This is a genomic window from Nonomuraea sp. NPDC049646 (genome assembly GCF_044465525.1).
Taxonomy (GTDB): Bacteria; Actinomycetota; Actinomycetes; order Streptosporangiales; family Streptosporangiaceae; genus Nonomuraea.
The window spans coordinates 1-15,377 of record NZ_JBITLU010000006.1; the positions used below are offsets into that span (position 1 = coordinate 1).

General features: G+C 71.6%; 15 protein-coding genes. 6 read left to right on the forward strand and 9 right to left on the reverse strand.

The annotated features are described in order from the left end of the window. Positions 1–31: 31 nt before the first annotated feature. The 6 genes from ACIBQ8_RS18560 to ACIBQ8_RS18585 all read right to left on the reverse strand — a co-directional run bounded on the left by ACIBQ8_RS18560 (position 32) and on the right by ACIBQ8_RS18585 (position 6,075). Positions 32–496, reverse strand: a complete 465-nt coding sequence (locus ACIBQ8_RS18560) for a hypothetical protein (RefSeq protein ID WP_397192521.1) — start codon at positions 494–496, stop codon at positions 32–34. After that, complete coding sequence (locus ACIBQ8_RS18565; RefSeq protein ID WP_397192522.1) at positions 489–1,769, reverse strand: Gfo/Idh/MocA family protein; 1,281 nt, start codon at positions 1,767–1,769, stop codon at positions 489–491. Before ACIBQ8_RS18565 ends, ACIBQ8_RS18560 begins: the two co-directional genes overlap by 8 nt. A gap of 10 nt (positions 1,770–1,779) precedes the next feature. Further along, positions 1,780–3,060 (reverse strand): ABC transporter substrate-binding protein, encoded by a 1,281-nt coding sequence (locus ACIBQ8_RS18570; RefSeq protein WP_397169880.1) that lies wholly within the window; start codon positions 3,058–3,060, stop codon positions 1,780–1,782. 45 nt (positions 3,061–3,105) lie between these two features. After that, positions 3,106–3,972: a carbohydrate ABC transporter permease gene (locus ACIBQ8_RS18575; RefSeq protein WP_397169881.1), complete on the reverse strand. Its 867-nt coding sequence runs from the start codon at positions 3,970–3,972 to the stop codon at positions 3,106–3,108. Beyond that, positions 3,956–4,915 (reverse strand): carbohydrate ABC transporter permease, encoded by a 960-nt coding sequence (locus ACIBQ8_RS18580; protein ID WP_397169883.1) that lies wholly within the window; start codon positions 4,913–4,915, stop codon positions 3,956–3,958. The genes ACIBQ8_RS18575 and ACIBQ8_RS18580 overlap by 17 nt, the downstream gene beginning before the upstream one ends. Positions 4,916–5,121: 206 nt before the next feature. Next, positions 5,122–6,075, reverse strand: coding sequence for a LacI family DNA-binding transcriptional regulator (locus tag ACIBQ8_RS18585; RefSeq protein ID WP_397192523.1), 954 nt, complete (start codon positions 6,073–6,075; stop codon positions 5,122–5,124). 192 nt (positions 6,076–6,267) lie between these two features. On the opposite strand from ACIBQ8_RS18585, the gene ACIBQ8_RS18590 reads away from it, so the two are divergent. From ACIBQ8_RS18590 to ACIBQ8_RS18610, 5 genes are all read left to right on the forward strand, one after another. After that, positions 6,268–7,158, forward strand: a complete 891-nt coding sequence (locus ACIBQ8_RS18590; protein ID WP_397192524.1) for an NAD-dependent epimerase/dehydratase family protein — start codon at positions 6,268–6,270, stop codon at positions 7,156–7,158. After that, a complete protein-coding gene (locus ACIBQ8_RS18595; protein ID WP_397192525.1) occupies positions 7,155–8,027 on the forward strand; it encodes a 5-dehydro-4-deoxyglucarate dehydratase in 873 nt (290 codons plus the stop codon). The genes ACIBQ8_RS18590 and ACIBQ8_RS18595 overlap by 4 nt, the downstream gene beginning before the upstream one ends. Beyond that, on the forward strand, positions 8,024–9,073 hold the full coding sequence (locus ACIBQ8_RS18600) for a mandelate racemase/muconate lactonizing enzyme family protein (protein WP_397192526.1): 1,050 nt from the start codon (positions 8,024–8,026) through the stop codon (positions 9,071–9,073). Before ACIBQ8_RS18595 ends, ACIBQ8_RS18600 begins: the two co-directional genes overlap by 4 nt. Before the next feature lie 11 nt (positions 9,074–9,084). Further along, positions 9,085–11,040 carry a DUF6807 family protein gene (locus tag ACIBQ8_RS18605; RefSeq protein WP_397192527.1) on the forward strand — a complete coding sequence of 652 codons (1,956 nt, stop codon included), beginning with the start codon at positions 9,085–9,087 and terminating at the stop codon, positions 11,038–11,040. Positions 11,041–11,147: 107 nt separating this feature from the next. After that, positions 11,148–12,143, forward strand: coding sequence for an acyltransferase family protein (locus tag ACIBQ8_RS18610; RefSeq protein ID WP_397192528.1), 996 nt, complete (start codon positions 11,148–11,150; stop codon positions 12,141–12,143). Here the strand turns inward: ACIBQ8_RS18610 and ACIBQ8_RS18615 are convergent. Continuing rightward, positions 12,027–12,767 carry a TetR family transcriptional regulator gene (locus tag ACIBQ8_RS18615; RefSeq protein WP_397192529.1) on the reverse strand — a complete coding sequence of 247 codons (741 nt, stop codon included), beginning with the start codon at positions 12,765–12,767 and terminating at the stop codon, positions 12,027–12,029. The two genes, ACIBQ8_RS18610 and ACIBQ8_RS18615, sit on opposite strands and share 117 nt — an antisense overlap. 68 nt (positions 12,768–12,835) lie before the next feature. On the opposite strand from ACIBQ8_RS18615, the gene ACIBQ8_RS18620 reads away from it, so the two are divergent. Beyond that, the gene (locus ACIBQ8_RS18620) at positions 12,836–14,059 is read left to right on the forward strand and encodes an acyl-CoA dehydrogenase family protein (protein ID WP_397192530.1); all 1,224 of its coding nucleotides are present in this window, start codon (positions 12,836–12,838) and stop codon (positions 14,057–14,059) included. Here the strand turns inward: ACIBQ8_RS18620 and ACIBQ8_RS18625 are convergent. Together ACIBQ8_RS18625 and ACIBQ8_RS18630 are read right to left on the reverse strand one after the other, a co-directional pair. Continuing rightward, positions 14,054–14,815, reverse strand: a complete 762-nt coding sequence (locus tag ACIBQ8_RS18625) for a polyphosphate polymerase domain-containing protein (RefSeq protein WP_397192531.1) — start codon at positions 14,813–14,815, stop codon at positions 14,054–14,056. The genes ACIBQ8_RS18620 and ACIBQ8_RS18625 overlap by 6 nt on opposite strands. Then, positions 14,812–15,342, reverse strand: coding sequence for a DUF4956 domain-containing protein (locus ACIBQ8_RS18630; protein ID WP_397170711.1), 531 nt, complete (start codon positions 15,340–15,342; stop codon positions 14,812–14,814). The genes ACIBQ8_RS18625 and ACIBQ8_RS18630 overlap by 4 nt, the downstream gene beginning before the upstream one ends. Between the last annotated feature and the right edge of the window lie 35 nt (positions 15,343–15,377).

Consider the following 15,377-nt stretch of genomic DNA (forward strand, 5'->3'; position numbering starts at 1 on the left):
TCGCCACCCGGTACGACAAACTCGCCGTCCGCTACGAAGCCACCGTCCACATCGCCGCCATCAACGACTGGCTCACGATCCTTTGAGACACGGCCCAGGCCCGGCCGCCGTAGACGTCCCGCCGCAGCCGCCGCACCTCGGCCGACGGCCCTTCCGGGCCGTCGGCGATCTTCTCCTTGCCCGCCCACTTCATGCCCGCGTGGCAGTGCAGCGCCACGACGCCGGGCAGCGGGCCGCCGTGGTCGCGCGGTCTCAGCAGGTACGCCCTGGTACGCGGCCCGAAGCCGACCGTCCACGACAGCTCCTCGCCGTGCAGGTCGCCGTCGGTCCACGTGCGCTCGACGCGCACGTCCGCGACGGTCAGGGCGGGCACCCCGATCGCCTGCCGGGCCGCCGCCCGCAACCGCGGACCCGGCAGGGACGGGAACAGCTCCCACTGCCCGCCGACGACCTCGGCCAGCTCCCCGAACACCGCCGGGGCGGAACCGTCAGGCAAGGCGGGTGCCGGTGTCTGCCAGGTGCACGGGGGCGCCCGAGGCGGCCGACAGGTTGGCCGCGACGCCGGTCAGGACGCTGCGGATGCCGTCCAGGTAGCCCGCCTGCCGGGCCAGCGGGTCGTCGGCCGGGCCGCGGAACACGTCGTCCAGCAGCAGCCGGTCGCCGCCTCCGTGGCCGCCCGCGCCCGCCTCGATCGGCACCTCGCGCGGCTCCGCCCAGTGGGGGCGCAAAGTGAGCCGCTCCCAGGCCCCGGCGGCGTGCTCCTTGGACGCGGCGCTCGGGTCGATCGCCGCGTGCGGCGGCGTCCAGGCCCGCTCGACCACCTCCAGCTCCAGCCGTCCCGCCGTCCCGTTGAACGCCACCCGGTAGCCCTCGAAGGGCGCGTGGGCGTTCAGCGAGTACGTCAGCAGCGCCCCGCTGTCGTACCGGACCAGGACCGCCATGTTGTCGTCGATGGTCACGCCGTCGCCGAAGACGTCCTGGTCCCGGATGTAGCCGTCCTCGTGCTCGGCGTCCAGGTAGAGGCGCTTGAGCCGGGGATCGGCGGCGATGTCCAGGATGAACGGGTCGCTGCCGAGGCCGGGCGCGCCCCGGCCGCGTTGGGGACGGCCGGCCAGCCCCCGCGACCGCGCGTTGGCCGAGCCGTAGAAGCGCAGCGAGGTCTGCGCGAAGACGGTCTCCGGCGCCGCCCCGAGCCACCAGTTGACCAGGTCGAAGTGGTGGGTGGACTTGTGCACGAGCAGGCCGCCGGAGCTGGCCCGGTCGCGGTGCCAGCGGCGGAAGTAGTCCGCGCCGTGGATGGTGTCGAGCGTCCACTCGAAGTGCGCGGACGTCACCTCGCCGATCGCGCCGTCCATCAGCAGGCGGCGCACGGCCGAGTTGCGCGGCGAGTACCGGTAGTTGAAGGTGACGATCAGCCTTCCGGTGCTCCGCCGGGCCGACTCGGCGATGGCCGCGCAGCTCCCGGCGTCCACGGTGAGCGGCTTCTCCACGATGACGTCGCGGCCGGCGTCCAGGGCCGCGCACACGTAGCGGGCGTGCGCGGCGTCCACGGTCGCGACCACGACCGCGTCGGCGAGTTCGAGCACCTTGCCGAACTCGGCGGGGGCGAAGCACGGCACCTCGTGGCCGATCCGCTCGGCGTAGTAGTCCATGCGGGTGCGGTTGGTGTCGCACAGGGCGACGACCGTGCCGGTGTCGCGCCACTCGCCGAGCAGCGCGTCGACGTAGAGCTGCGCGCGGTGCCCGAGCCCGACGAACGCGTACCTCATGGTCGTCCTCTCAGCCGCCGAGGGCGGCGTTGGCCTCGGTCAGGAACTTCTGGGCGGCGACGTCGGGGGCCATCCGGCCGAAGATGACCTCCTCGGTGTACCGCTTGAGCATGTCCTCCAGGGCGCTGGCGCCCTTCGGCGGCGCGGCGGGCGGGTCGGCCAGCTCGCCCTTGATGGAGTCGACGAACTGCAGCGTCTTCTGGTCCGCGGGCGGCAGCTTGTCCTTGACCGCGGCCAGGACCTTCGAGCTGGCGGGCAGGCCGCGGTCGCTGAGGATGATGCCGCCCACCTCGGCGTCGTTGATCATGAAGTCGATGAACTTGGCGGCCTCGGCGGCGTGCTCGCTCTTGGCGGAGGCGGTGTAGAACATCGCCGGCTGGAGGAACATGCCGCCGGTGGTGGCGCCCTCCGCCTTGGGCAGGCGCAGCAGGCTCATCTCCTTGCCCGACGCCTTGACGACCGCGCCGAGCTGGTTGCTCCACCACATGCCGGACGCGCCGGTGTTGGTGGCCAGCAGCGACTGGTCCACGCTGGTCGCGCCGACCTCGGCGGTCTTGGCGGCGTCCGGGCTGCCCTTGGCCTTGATCGTGTCCAGCATGACCTGCCACCAGGCCACGATCGTCTGGGGCGTGACGGCGATCTTGTTGCCCTGGTAGAAGGGCTCGCCGCGCTGGGCGGCGAAGATCTGCAGGAAGGCGGGGTTCCAGTTGAGCTGGGTGCCGTAGACCGTGCCGCCGCCCTTGGCGGTGATCTTCGAGCTGAGGTCGACGTAGTCCTTCCACGTCCACTTCGTGTCGTCGGGCACCTTCTGCCCGGCCGACTCCACCAGGGCCGGGTTGAGCACCACCGAGAAGACGTTCGCGCCGGTGGGGACGGCGAACTGCTTGCCGTCGATGCCGCCGGTGCCCAGCAGCTTGGGGTCGATGTCGGCCGTCTGGACCTTGCCGGTCAGGTCGGCCAGCGTGCCGCGGTCGGCGTACTCGCGAAGGCCGCGGATCTCCAGGGTGATGACGTCCGGGGCGTCGCTCGCGGCGACCTTCGTGGACAGCGTCTCGTAGTAGCTGGCGAAGTCGGAGAACTCGCCCTCGACGTCGATGCCCGGGTTCTTGGCCTCGAACTTCTTGATGGCCTCCTCGGTCATCTTCTGCCGCGCGTCGCTGCCCCAGTAGGAGAAGCGCAGCTTGACCTTCCCGCCGGCGCCGTCGTCGCCGCCGCTGCCGCAGGCCGCGGTGACCGCCAGCACGGCGGTGGCGAGCAGGGCCGCCGACCACGTCTTCTTGCCAGAGCTCACGGCTCTACCTCCTGTGGGATTCGTCTGTGTCGGGGGGTGGGGGAACTACTTCAGTCCCGTGGTGGCCACACCACGGATCAGGTACTTCTGGCCGGCCAGGAAGAAGCCGAAGATGGGCCCGAGCGCGACGATCGACATGGCGAACATCGGGCCCCACGACGAGTCGCTGCTGGCGTCGAGGAACGTGCGCAGCGCCACCGGAGCGGTGAAGTTGTCCGGGTTGTTGAGGTAGAGGAGCTGGCTGAGGAAGTCGTTCCACGTCCAGATGAACGTGAAGATCGCCGTCGTGGCCAGCGCCGGGGTGCAGAGCGGGATGATCACCCTGATGAACGTGCGCCAGTAGCCGGCGCCGTCGATCTCGGCGGCCTCGTCCAGCTCCCTGGGGAGCGAGCGGATGAACTGCACCATCAGGAACACGAAGAACGCGTCCGTGGCCAGCACCTTCGGCATGACCAGCGGCCAGATCGTGTTGATCAGCCCGAGCTTGGAGAACATGACGTACTGCGGCACGATCAGCACGTGGTGCGGCAGCATGATCGTGCCCAGCATGAGGGTGAACCACAGCTTCTTGAGCGGGAAGTTCAGCCGGGCGAAGGCGTAGGCGGCCAGCGAGCAGGCCACCAGGTTCGCCACCACCGACAGCGCGGTGATCACCGCGGAGTTCCACAGGTAGTAGCCGAAGGGGTGCTTCAGCGCCGTCCAGCCCTCGGTGTAGTTCTCCAGTGTGACCTCGCTCGGCCACAGGCCGGGCTGCCGGAAGATCAGCTCCTCGGGCTTGAGCGAGCTGGAGATCATCCACAGCAGTGGATAGAGCATGACCAGGCCGAACCCGATCAGCAGCACGTGCTTGACCACCCGGCCGCCCCTGAACGGGCGGAACAGCACGGGCAGCGGCCTACTTGGTGTCGCCATAGAAGACCCAATACTTGGACGCGAGGAAGTTCACCCCGGTGAGACCGGCGATGATGAGCAGCAGGACCCACGCCATGGCGGCCGCGTAGCCCATGTCGAAGCTCTTGAAGCCCTTGAGGTAGAGGTAGAGCGTGTTGAACATCGTGGAGTCGGCCGGCCCGCCCGAGCCGCCGCTCACGATGAACGACTGCGTGAACGACTGGAACGACTTGATGATCTCCAGCACCAGGTTGAAGAAGATGATCGGCGTCAGCAGCGGCAGCGTGATCGACCGGAACTGGCGGAACACGCCGGCGCCGTCCACCGCGGCGGCCTCGTAGTAGCTGGCGGGGATCTGCCGCAGCCCGGCCAGGAAGATGATCATCGGGGCGCCGAACGTCCAGACGTGCAGGATGATCAGCGTGCCGAGGGCGGTGTCGGGGTCGCTGACCCAGCCGGGCCCCTGGATCCCGAAGACCGCCAGCACGGCGTTGACCAGGCCCTCGGCCCCGAAGACCTTGCGCCAGAGGATCGCGATCGCCACGCTGCCGCCCAGCAGCGAGGGCAGGTAGAAGATCGACCGGTAGAGCGACAGGCCGCGCAGCCCGCGGTCGAGCACCAGGGCCAGCGCGAGCGCGAAGGCCAGTTGCAGCGGCACGGAGACGACCACGTAGATCGTCGTCACCTTCAGCGAGTTCAGGTAACGGGGATCCTCGGTGAACATCTTGACGTAGTTGTCGAACCCGACCCACTTGGCCTCCTCCAGGAGGTTGTAGTCGGTGAACGACAGGTAGAGCGAGGCGACGATGGGACCGATCGTGATGACGAGCAGACCGGCGAACCAGGGCGCCAGGAACAGGTAGGCGGCCCGCGCCTCGCGGCGGGAACGTCTGGACGCGCGACGGTCGCCCCGCTCGGGCGGGGTCGCGGCGTCCGGGAGTCTCACCGCCACCGAGTCAGCCATGACGGAACTCATTCGTCATCACGGACCTTCCGGCGAGATGTGAATGGATAGCGCTTTCCTATAGCTGCCGGGAAAGTTCCGTCAACCCTTTGCAGGCGTTACATCGCCGTTATCGATATATCGACACACTGTTTTCCCTGGTGACAAGCGCTTACCGCGAAGAGGTAGGACGAATATTGCTGCGCATTAGTACAACCGTTTGCAGGTCATCGGGGCGGCGCCGTCGACTCCCGCACCACCAGCCGCGTCTCCAGCGAGGTCGTGGCGGTCACCTCCTGGATCAGCAGGTCCACCGCCAGCCGCCCGGCCGCCGCCGTGGGCATGGCGACCGTCGTGAGCTTGGGACGGTTGAGCCGCCCCGGGACGATGTCGTCGATGCCCACCACGCTGACGTCCTCCGGCACGCTCAGCCCGAGCTCGCCCAGCCCCTCGACCAGGCCGATCGCCATCAGGTCGTTGTAGGCCAGCACCCCGGTCACCCCGGCCTCGCGCACCGCGGCCGCGGCGGCCAGGCCGCCCTGCTCGGTGGGCGCGTTCGGCCCGAGGACGACCAGCTCGACGCCCGGCACCCGCTCGGCGGCCGTCCGGATCTCGCCGCTCGTCCAGGAGCCCGGCGGGCCGGACAGCAGCGCCACGCGGCGGTGCCCGAGCCCGGCCAGGTGCTCGACCGCCAGCCGCGCGCCGTGCCCGACGTCCATCAGCACCGTGGCGGCGCCGCGCAGCCGCCGGTTGACCACCACGAACGGCACCCGCTCGGCCAGCCGCTCCAGCGCCTTGTTCGACGAGCGCGGGCTGCACAGCACCACGCCGTCCACCTGCTTGGAGAACGCCTGGATCAGCTCCTCCTCGGCGGCCGGCTCCTCGTCGGTGTCGGCCACGAACAGGTGGTAGTCGCGCTGCCGGGCCGCGGCGTGCGCGGCCTTGATCAGCGGCGGGAAGAACGGGTTGGCGATGTCGGCCACGATCAGGCCCAGGTTGTGGGTACGCCCGGTCGTGAGCGCCCTGGCCGCCCTGTTGGGCCGGTATCCCAGCTCCTCGGCCACCGTCAGCACCCTGGTCCGGGTGGCGGCGTTCACCATGTGCGGCGCGGAGAACGTCCGCGACACGGTCGATACGTGCACACCGGAAGCGCGGGCCACATCACGAATCGTCACTGTCACAGCCACCCACCCTAACGCAACCGCTTGCAGGCACCATGGCATCGATGAAAGCGCTTGCCGACCAACCCGCCCTCGGACACTGACACATCTTCCCAGGTAGAAGCCATGGTCGAAAATCGGCTCTTGACGCCTCGCCCTGCCTGGCCCATAGGTTTGGTGCAACTGTTTGCAGTCCTGAAGGAGTCCCCCACGGTGAGCAGAGTGCTCGTCACCGGCAGCGCCGGACGCCTCGGCCGCAGCGTCGTCACCACGCTCGCCGCCGCCGGGCACGAGGTGATCGGCGTGGACCAGGCCCCCGGCACGCCGGTCGAGGCCGCCGCGACGTCACCGGCCGACCTCACCGACACCGGCCAGGCGTACGAGGTCGTCGCCCGGTTCCGGCCGGAGTCGGTGATCCATCTGGCGGCCATCGCGACGCCGTTCAGCCGGCCGGAGTCAGTGATCTTCCAGGTGAACACCCGGCTCGCGTTCAACGTCTGCGCGGCCTCGGTGGAGCTGGGCGTGTCCGGCGTGGTGGTGGCCAGCAGCCCCACGGTGATCGGGTACGGCGCGCCCGGCGGCTGGCGGCCGTCGTACCTGCCGATCGACGAGGAGCACCCGGCGCTGCCCTGGAACGCCTACAACCTGTCCAAACTGGTGGCCGAGCAGACCATGAAGACGTTCGCGCGGGCCGGCCGGACGAGGATGGCGGCCGTCCGGCCGTGCTTCGTCATCCCGCCCGAGGAGTGGGCGGGCGCGCCCACGCAGTCGGGGCACACCGTCAGGGAGCGGCTCGACCAGCCGCGGATCGGCGGCGTCTCGCTGTTCAACTACATCGACGCGCGCGACGCCGGCGAGCTGTTCGCCGTGCTGGTCGCGGCGTTGCCCGAGCTGCCGGACGGCGAGGTCTTCTTCGCCGGCGCGGCCGACGCCCTGGCCAGGGAGCCGCTGGCCGAACTGCTGCCGCAGGCCGTGCCGGGCACCGAGGAGCTGGCGGCGGCCCTGACCGGCACCGCGCCCGCCTTCTCCACGGACAAGGCCCGCCGCCTGCTCGGCTGGGAGCCCAAGCGAAGCTGGCGAACCGAACTCAAGGAATCCGAATGAATCTCAGCGGTGTGCTGTTCTTCCCCGTCACCCCCTTCGACGCCGGCGGCGCGCTCGCCGAGCAGGTGCTGGCCGAGCACATCCGGCAAGGCATGGCGCACGGCCCCGGCGGCGTGTTCGTGGCCTGCGGCACCGGCGAGTTCTCCGCGCTGTCGGAGGCCGAGCACGCGCGGGCCGTCCGGGTGGCGGCCGAGGTGGTGGACGGGCGGGTCCCGGTGTTCGCCGGGGCGGGCGGCCCGATCGGCGCGGCGTTGAACCAGGCGCGGGCGGCCCGCGCGGCGGGCGCCGACGGCCTGCTGCTCATGCCTCCCTACCTGACGCAGGGTCCGGCGAGCGGCTTCGCCGCGTACGTGGCCGCCGTCGCCGCCGAGCTGCCGGTGATCGTCTACCAGCGCGGCCCGGTCGTGCTCACCCCGGACGCCGCGGTCGAGCTGGCCGGCGTCCCCGGCGTGATCGGGCTCAAGGACGGGCTCGGCGACATCGACCGGATGCAGCGGACCGTCCTGGCGGTGCGCGAGAAGCACCCGGACTTCCTGTTCTTCAACGGCCTGCCGACCGCCGAGCTGACCATGCCCGCCTACCGCGGCATCGGCGTCGACCTGTACTCCAGCGCGGTCTTCGCCTTCGCCCCCGAGATCGCCGTGGCGTACCTGAACGGCGACGAGCGGCTGCTGACCGAGTTCTACGCACCGCTGGTCCGCCTGCGCGACAAGGTGCCCGGCTACCCGGTGGCCCTGGTCAAGGCCGGCGTACGGCTGCGCGGCCTCGACGTCGGGCCGGTGCGCCCGCCGCTGGTCGACGTGGCCGAGGACCATCTGGCCGAGCTCGACGCGCTGATCAGGTCCGGGCTCGCCCTGGCGGCCTCGTGATCACCGGCCTGCGGACCGAGCTGCGGACGGTCCCCCTGCCCCGCCCGTGGGGCCCGGACGTGCCGGCCAACCACGTGATCGTCTGCCACGTGACGCTGGCGGACGGCCGCACCGGCACCGGGTTCTCCTGGACGCCGCAGATCGGCGCGCACGCCGTCCAGGCCCTGCTGGAGCACGACCTGCGCGAGGCGCTGATCGGCCTGCCCGCCCATCCCGAGCTGGTGTGGGACCGGTTGTGGCGGCACCTGCGCGAGGCCGGCCCCGGCGGGATCACCACGGTCGCGCTGGCCGGGATCGACCTGGCGCTGTGGGACCTGCGCTGCGGCGACGCCGGCCTGGCCGACGTGCTGGGCCGGCGCCGGGAGCACGTCCCGGCCTACGGCAGCGGCGTCAACCTGCACTACTCCCTGGAGGAGCTGACCGATCAGGCGCGGCGCTGGGTGGCCGCCGGGCACCGCGGCGTCAAGATCAAGGTCGGCCGCCCCGACCTGGCCGACGACGTGGCCCGGGTGGCGGCCGTCCGCGAGGTGATCGGGCCCGACCGGCTGCTGATGATCGACGCGAACCAGCGCTGGGACCTGCACCGGGCCCGGCGCGCCCTGTCCGCGCTGCGCGAGTTCGACCTGCACTGGATCGAGGAGCCGCTGCCCGCCGACGACGTGGGCGCGCACGTCGAGCTGCGCCGCTCGACCGACGTGCCGGTCGCGGTGGGCGAGAACGTCTACACCGTCTACGGCTTCCGCGACCTGCTCGCCGCGGGGGCCTGCGACGTCGTCCAGCCGAACGTGGTGCGCGTCGGCGGCGTCACGCCGTTCCTGCGGATCGCCGAGCTGGCCAGGGCGTTCGACGTGCCGGTCCATCCGCACCTGCTCAGCGAGGTGTCCGGGCAGCTCGCCCTGGCGCTGCCGCTGCCGCCGCTGGCCGAGGACGTCGAGGACGCCTCGTTCGCCCGCCTGGGGCTGCTGGCCGAGCCGTACCCGGTGCGGATCGAGGACGGCGTGCTGAGCGTGGGCGGCCACGCCGGACTGGGGTTGCGATGGGCGTGAGGACGGGCCCCGTGAAGGTCGTCCTGGCGGGCGCGACCGGGCACGGGCGGCACCACCTGGACAACCTGCGCCGGCTCGCGGCCACCGGGCTGGTCGAGCCGGCCGGGATCTGCGACGTGCGGCCGGTGGAGCTCGACGGCGGCCCCCTGCCGCAGTCGGCGGACCTGGGCGAGCTCATCGCCGCCACCGGCGCCGAGATCACGATCGTCTGCACGCCGATCCACACGCACGCCGACCTCGCGGTCACGGCGTTGCGCGCCGGGTCGCACGTGCTGCTGGAGAAGCCGCCCGCGGCCAGCCCCGAGGCGCACGCGCGGATCGCCGCGGCGGTGGCCGAGACCGGGCTGGCCTGCCAGGTCGGCTTCCAGAGCCTCGGCTCGCGGGCGGTGCCCGCGCTGCGGGAGCTGATGGCGAGCGGCGCGCTCGGCCGCGTCCGCGGCATCGGCGGCGCGGGCGCATGGGAGCGGCCCTCGTCGTACTTCACCCGCTCGTCCTGGGCCGGACGGCGCAGGCTGCACGGCGCGGACGTGGTGGACGGCGCGCTCACCAACCCCTTCGCGCACGCCGTCGCGACCGCGCTCGCCCTGGTGGACGGCCCGGTCGAGACGGTCGAGACCGAGCTGTACCACGCCCATCCGATCGAGGCCGACGACACCTCCTGCCTGCGCGTCCGGATCGCCGGCGGGCCGGTGATCACGATCGCGGTGTCGCTGTGCGCGACCGGCCGCAGCGAGCCGTACCTGGTGGTGCACGGGGAGGCGGGGCGGGCGACGCTCACGTACACGCTGGACGAGCTGCGGGTGGAGCGGGCCGACGGCTCGGTGGAGACCACCGTGCACGAGCGCGACGGCCTGCTGGAGAACCTGGTCGCGCACATCCGCACGGGAGCCGAGCTGCTCGTCCCGCTCGCCCGCACCGAGACGTTCACCCAGGTCCTGGACGCGGTGCGGCTGGCCCCCGAGCCGCTGCCCATCGCCGAGCGGCACCAGGCCGTGGAGCGCGACGGCGACGGCGCGGTCACCCACCGGTTCCTGCCCGGCATCGCCGAGCTGACCGCGCGCAGCGCCGCGGAGCTGGCGCTCTACTCCGAGCTCGGCGCGCCCTGGACGAAGGTGCAGCTGCGGGCGGCGGGCGCGCCGGTCGCGGCCTACGAGTGGCGGCCCGACCTGCCCGTCACCGACTCGCCGCGGCCGTACCTGCATCCGGTGCGCACGCTGGGCGGCGTCACCGTCACCGAGGTGCGTCCCGACGACCACGTGCACCACCTCGGCGCCGGCGTGGCGATCGCCGACCTGGGCGGCGCGAACTTCTGGGGCGGCCGCACCTACGTCGAAGGACGGGGACCGGCCTGGCTGGACGACCACGGCAGGCAACGGCACGTCGCCTTCACCCGGCTGGCCGACGACGGCTTCACCGAGGAGCTGGAGTGGATCGGCCCCGGCGACCGGCTGATCGCCCGCGAGCGGCGCACGGTCACCGCCCGGCCGGTCGGCGACGCGTGGGCCCTGGACCTCGCGTTCACGCTGACCAACCTCACCGGCTCGCCGCTGGAGGTCAACAGCTCGGCCACCAAGGGCCGTCCCGGCGCGGGCTACGGCGGGTTCTTCTGGCGCGCGCCCGGCGCCTCGACCGGCCGGGTGACCTTCCCCGGGGACGAGGAGGCCGTGCACGGCAGCCGGGGCCGCTGGGTGGCCATGGCCGGGACCGGCCCGGACGGGCGGGACTGGACGCTGGTGTTCGTCCAGGACGGCGACGACCCCTGGTTCGTGCGGGTGGCGGAGTATCCCGGGGTCGGTCAGGCGCTCGCGTGGGACCGTCCGCTCGTCGTGGAGGACACGCTGAGCAGGCGGGTCGTCACGGTCGTGGCCGACGGGCGGCTCGACGGGCCGTCGGTCTCGGCGCTGGCCGCCGCGATGGAGACGGTGATGGAGGCGACGATGGAGGCGACGGTCGAGGGGCGGGCCTGACACCCGCTCTCCAACGGTCGGGGAGCGGGCCTGACACCCGCTCTTCGGTAAGCCCTCATTCCCGGTTTCCCGGCGGTTCGGCGGGCCGCGGCTAGGGTGCGGAGTCTGTGAACGCACCCGTCATCGCCCGGCCCGCCACCGCCAGGGACCCGTTCTTCGACAACGCGAAGTACCTGGCCATCGTGCTGGTCGTGTGCGGTCACCTGATCGAGGACCAGCGCGACGCGCCGCTCGCCCACGCTTTGTACTTCTACGTGTACGTCTTCCACATGCCGCTTTTCATCGTACTTAGCGGCTATTTATCCCGAAATTTCACGTTTTCGGGGGGCAAGGCGCGCAAACTTCTCTCCACCCTCGCCGTCCCCTACCTGATCTTCGAGCTGGCCTACTCGCTCCCCCGCCCGATCCTGTACGGCAAGTTCGAGCTGAGCCTGCTCGACCCGTACTACCTCACCTGGTTCCTGCTCTCGCTGTTCCTGTGGCGGCTGTCCACGCCGGTGTGGCAGCAGCTCAAGTGGCCGCTCGCGGTCGCCGTCGCGCTGTCCCTGCTGACCGGGCTCGACCGGCTGCCCGGCGAGCTGGCCATGAACCGCACGTTCGCGCTGCTGCCGTTCTACGTGCTGGGCCTGATGCTGCGGCCCGAGCACTTCGCCCTGCTGCGGCGGTCCTCCGTGCGGCTGGCCGGGTTCTGCGTGCTGGGGCTGGGGCTCGCGGTCGCGCTGCTGGTGCACGAGCGGGTGCCGACCGAGTGGATCAGGTGGCGGCACTCCAACGCGGCCATCGGCGTGGACGACCTCACCGGCACCGCGATCAGGCTGGGGCTGCTGGCCGCGGGGGCGGTGCTGGTGGCGGCGTTCCTGGCGGTCACCCCGGCCCGGCGCACCTGGTTCAGCGGGCTGGGCTCGGCCACCATGTACGCGTACCTGCTGCACGGGTTCGTGGTGAAGGGCGCCGAGCGGCTCGGCCTGGGGCTGCCGCTGTCACTCCTACTGGGCGTCCTGACCGCCACCCTGCTGTGCACGCCCTGGGTGCGCGGGCTGTTCCGCTGGGCCGTCGAGCCGCGCATGACCTGGGCCTTCACCCCGCTCCGCCGTCCCGCCTGAGTCGTGCCTGAGCAGCCGCAGGGCGCCCCTGGACAGCGCGACCAGGATGTCGGCGCACTCGTCCAGGTCGGGGTAGCGGCCTTCCAGGTGGCCCATGGCCAGGGCGTTCGTGGCCGCGTCGACGCCCTCGGCGATCATCTCCAGGCGGCGCCGGTCCCGTTCGTCGCCGGCCGTGTAGCCGAGCTCGGCCAGGTCGGCCGCGTGGTGCTCGCGGTAGGCCGCGGCCGTACGGGCGGCGAAGTCGCGCAGCGAGGAGGACGGGTCGTGCCGCGCGCGCAGCTGGATGCGCAGCAGCTCGGGGTGGCGGCAGATCGCCTCCAGCGGGATGCGGAAGGTGTCGCGGTGGCGTTCGAGGTCGCCGGGCGCCTCGCGGGCCCTGCGCCGGGCCTCCCGCATCGTGCCGCGCAGCCGGTCGCCGCTCTCCTCGGCGAGCACCCGCAGCAGCTCCTGCATGTCCTTGAAGTGCACGTAGAAGCTCGACTGCGCGATGCCGGCGGCCTTGGCGACCTTGCCGGTGGTCAGGCCGGTCTCGCCCTCCTCGTCGAGGATGGTCAGAGCGGCCCTGAGCAGCCTGCGGCGGGTCAGGTCCTTCGCCTCGCTCCTGCTGAGCGGTGTGCTGGTCACGATCGCCTCACGGGACTTGTGCCTGGTTTCACCGATAGTACTATCGGTGAAATCGCCGAAGGAGAGTCATGGCCATCGATTTCACTCTCGCCCCCGAGCACGAGGAGATCCGCAAGCGGATCAGGTCCTTCGTCCAGGAGACCGTGATCCCCGCGATGTCCGGCGTGGAGGAGGGCGACCGGGACGCCTACCTCCGCACGATCTTCGAGCTCCGCCGCCGGGCCAGGGCCGAGGGCCTGTGGCTGCCGCACATGCCGAAGGAGTGGGGCGGCATGGGCCTCGGCCACGTCGAGCTGGCCATGGTGCAGTCGGAGGCGGCCAAGACCCGCATCGGCCCGTGGGTGCTCAACTGCCAGGCCCCCGACGAGGGCAACATGCACACGCTGCTCCACTGGGCCGACGACGAGCAGAAGGAGAAGTACCTGCGCCCGCTGCTCGACGGCGTCCAGATGTCGTGCTTCGCGATGACCGAGCCCGAGGTCGCCGGGTCCGACCCGACCCTGATCCGCACCGAGGCGGTCAAGGACGGCGACGAGTGGGTGATCAACGGCCACAAGTGGTTCATCTCCAACGCCCGCCGGGCGAGCTTCGCCATCCTCATCGCGCGCACCGAGCAGGAAGTGCCGGAAGGCTCGCGCGGCGCGAACACGGCCTTCCTGGTGGACCTGCCCAACCCGGGCTGGAAGGACGTGCGCGAGGTCGAGACGATGCACGGCTCGACCGGCCACAGCGAGATCGTGATCGAGGACCTGCGGGTGCCCGACAGCGCGATCCTCGGCGGCCGGGGCAACGGCCACCGGCTGGGCCAGTACCGGCTGGGCCCGGCGCGGCTCGCCCACTGCATGCGGTGGATCTCGCAGGCCGAGACGGCGCTGGACATGATGGTGGACCGGGCGCTCAACCGCTACAGCCACGGCTCGCTGCTGGCCGAGAAGCAGGGCGTGCAGTGGCTGATCGCCGACTCGGCCATGGAGCTGTACCAGTGCAAGCTCATGGTCCTGCACGCCGCCTCCAAGATCGACCGGGGCGAGGACTTCCGTACGGAGGTGTCGATGGCCAAGCATTTCGTGGCGAACAGCCTCAACCGCATCGTCGACCGGGCGATCCAGGTGCACGGCGCCCTCGGCTACTCCACCGACACGCCGCTGGCGAGCATGTTCCAGCACGCCCGCTGGGCCCGCTTCGCCGACGGCGCCGACGAGATCCACCAGATGCGCATCGCCGAGCGCACGATCGCGGCCTACCAGGCGACCGGTTCGACGAGCGCGGCGACCGGCGGCCTGCCGCTATAGCGCAAGATATCCCCGCATGACGGGCTGCCAGCGGTTGGCCGGGACGCCCCGCAGCGCGGCCACCGCCAGGCAGTACTTGCTGACGCTGACCGGCCGCACCCCCAGCCCGCGCAGCACCCGGTCCACCAGCGCCCGCCCGTCGGCCGACTTCGACTCCAGCAGCACCCGGTCGCGGCGGGCGGGCACCCGGCGGCCCCCGTCGTGGCAGAGCAGGCCGGTGTCGCAGGTCAGCCGGGCCTGCCCGGCCTGGTCGACGAGCGTGACCCGCCGGTAGTCGGTGGACAGCACGGGACCGAGCGCGTCGGGCACGACGACGCTCAGCTCGCTGCTCAGCGTGTCGCCGACGAACTCCATGGCCTCGCTGGTCAGCTCGCCGGCCGGTGCGGCGTCGTACGGGATGCGGTGTTTGTCGGTGTTGCCGCGAGTGCCGTTCAGCTTCAGCTCCAGCCACCGGCCGCCGCCGTCCAGGTACGTACGGGTGCGCAGCTTGAAGCGGCGCCGCCGGTCCTGCCGGTGGTGCCGGAAGGTCAGCAGGTCGGGCGTGTCGAAGTAGGTCGAGGTGTAGCGGAACTGGCGCAACGCCCCGATCCGCAGCACCGACAACCGGTCGCCCAGCTCGGCCACCAGCTCGGCCATGGCCGGGACGCTGACCACGTACTTGCGGTCCACCCGGCTCATCAGCTCCGGCACGTCGTCCAGCCCGACCGGCGGCAGCCCGGCCGCGACGCCCGCCATCAGCGCGCCCGCGTCCCTCATCGGGCCACCTCGGCGATCTGGAAGCGCACGTCCACCACGGTCACGTCGCGCACGTAGTCCACCTGGGTGACGACGCAGTGCAGGACGCGGCCGCGCAACCGGCTCTCCAGGTCGGCCCTGAGCAGCTCGGGGTCGGCGTGCACGACGTCCAGCGTCACGACCTGCTGCCTGGTGCGGCCCAGGAGGCGGGGATGGTCGGCGACGTGCACGACGGCCAGGAGCACGCCGTCCAGGAGCAGCGCGGTCAGCGGGAGCTGGGCGGCGATGCCGTTCACCAGCCCGAGGACGATCGCCACGAAGTAGTAGGCGATCTCCTGCTGGGTGATCTCGCTGGACCGCAGCCGGATGATCGACAACACCCCGAACAGCCCGAACCCGACCGCCAGGTCCACCCGCTGGACCAGCAGCAGGGAGACCACCGCGAAGATGCCCACGTTCAGCGCCACGTAGGCGAACAGCAGGTCGCGCCGGTGGTGTCGCCGGTAGTACAGGCCGTAGGCGAGGACGGTGATCGCCGCCAGGTCCATCGCCAGTCCGGCGGTCACGGTGTCTTGCCCCTCGT

What these genes read in the sequence shown, in the direction of transcription:
- ACIBQ8_RS18565 (WP_397192522.1), bottom strand. Translation starts at nt 1,769, where the DNA reads ATGAGGTACGCGTTCGTCGGGCTCGGGCACCGCGCGCAGCTCTACGTC.
- ACIBQ8_RS18575 (WP_397169881.1), bottom strand. Translation starts at nt 3,972, where the DNA reads ATGGCGACACCAAGTAGGCCGCTGCCCGTGCTGTTCCGCCCGTTCAGG.
- ACIBQ8_RS18580 (WP_397169883.1), bottom strand. Translation starts at nt 4,915, where the DNA reads ATGGCTGACTCGGTGGCGGTGAGACTCCCGGACGCCGCGACCCCGCCC.
- ACIBQ8_RS18595 (WP_397192525.1), top strand. Translation starts at nt 7,155, where the DNA reads ATGAATCTCAGCGGTGTGCTGTTCTTCCCCGTCACCCCCTTCGACGCC.
- ACIBQ8_RS18620 (WP_397192530.1), top strand. Translation starts at nt 12,836, where the DNA reads ATGGCCATCGATTTCACTCTCGCCCCCGAGCACGAGGAGATCCGCAAG.
- ACIBQ8_RS18625 (WP_397192531.1), bottom strand. Translation starts at nt 14,815, where the DNA reads ATGAGGGACGCGGGCGCGCTGATGGCGGGCGTCGCGGCCGGGCTGCCG.
- ACIBQ8_RS18630 (WP_397170711.1), bottom strand. Translation starts at nt 15,342, where the DNA reads ATGGACCTGGCGGCGATCACCGTCCTCGCCTACGGCCTGTACTACCGG.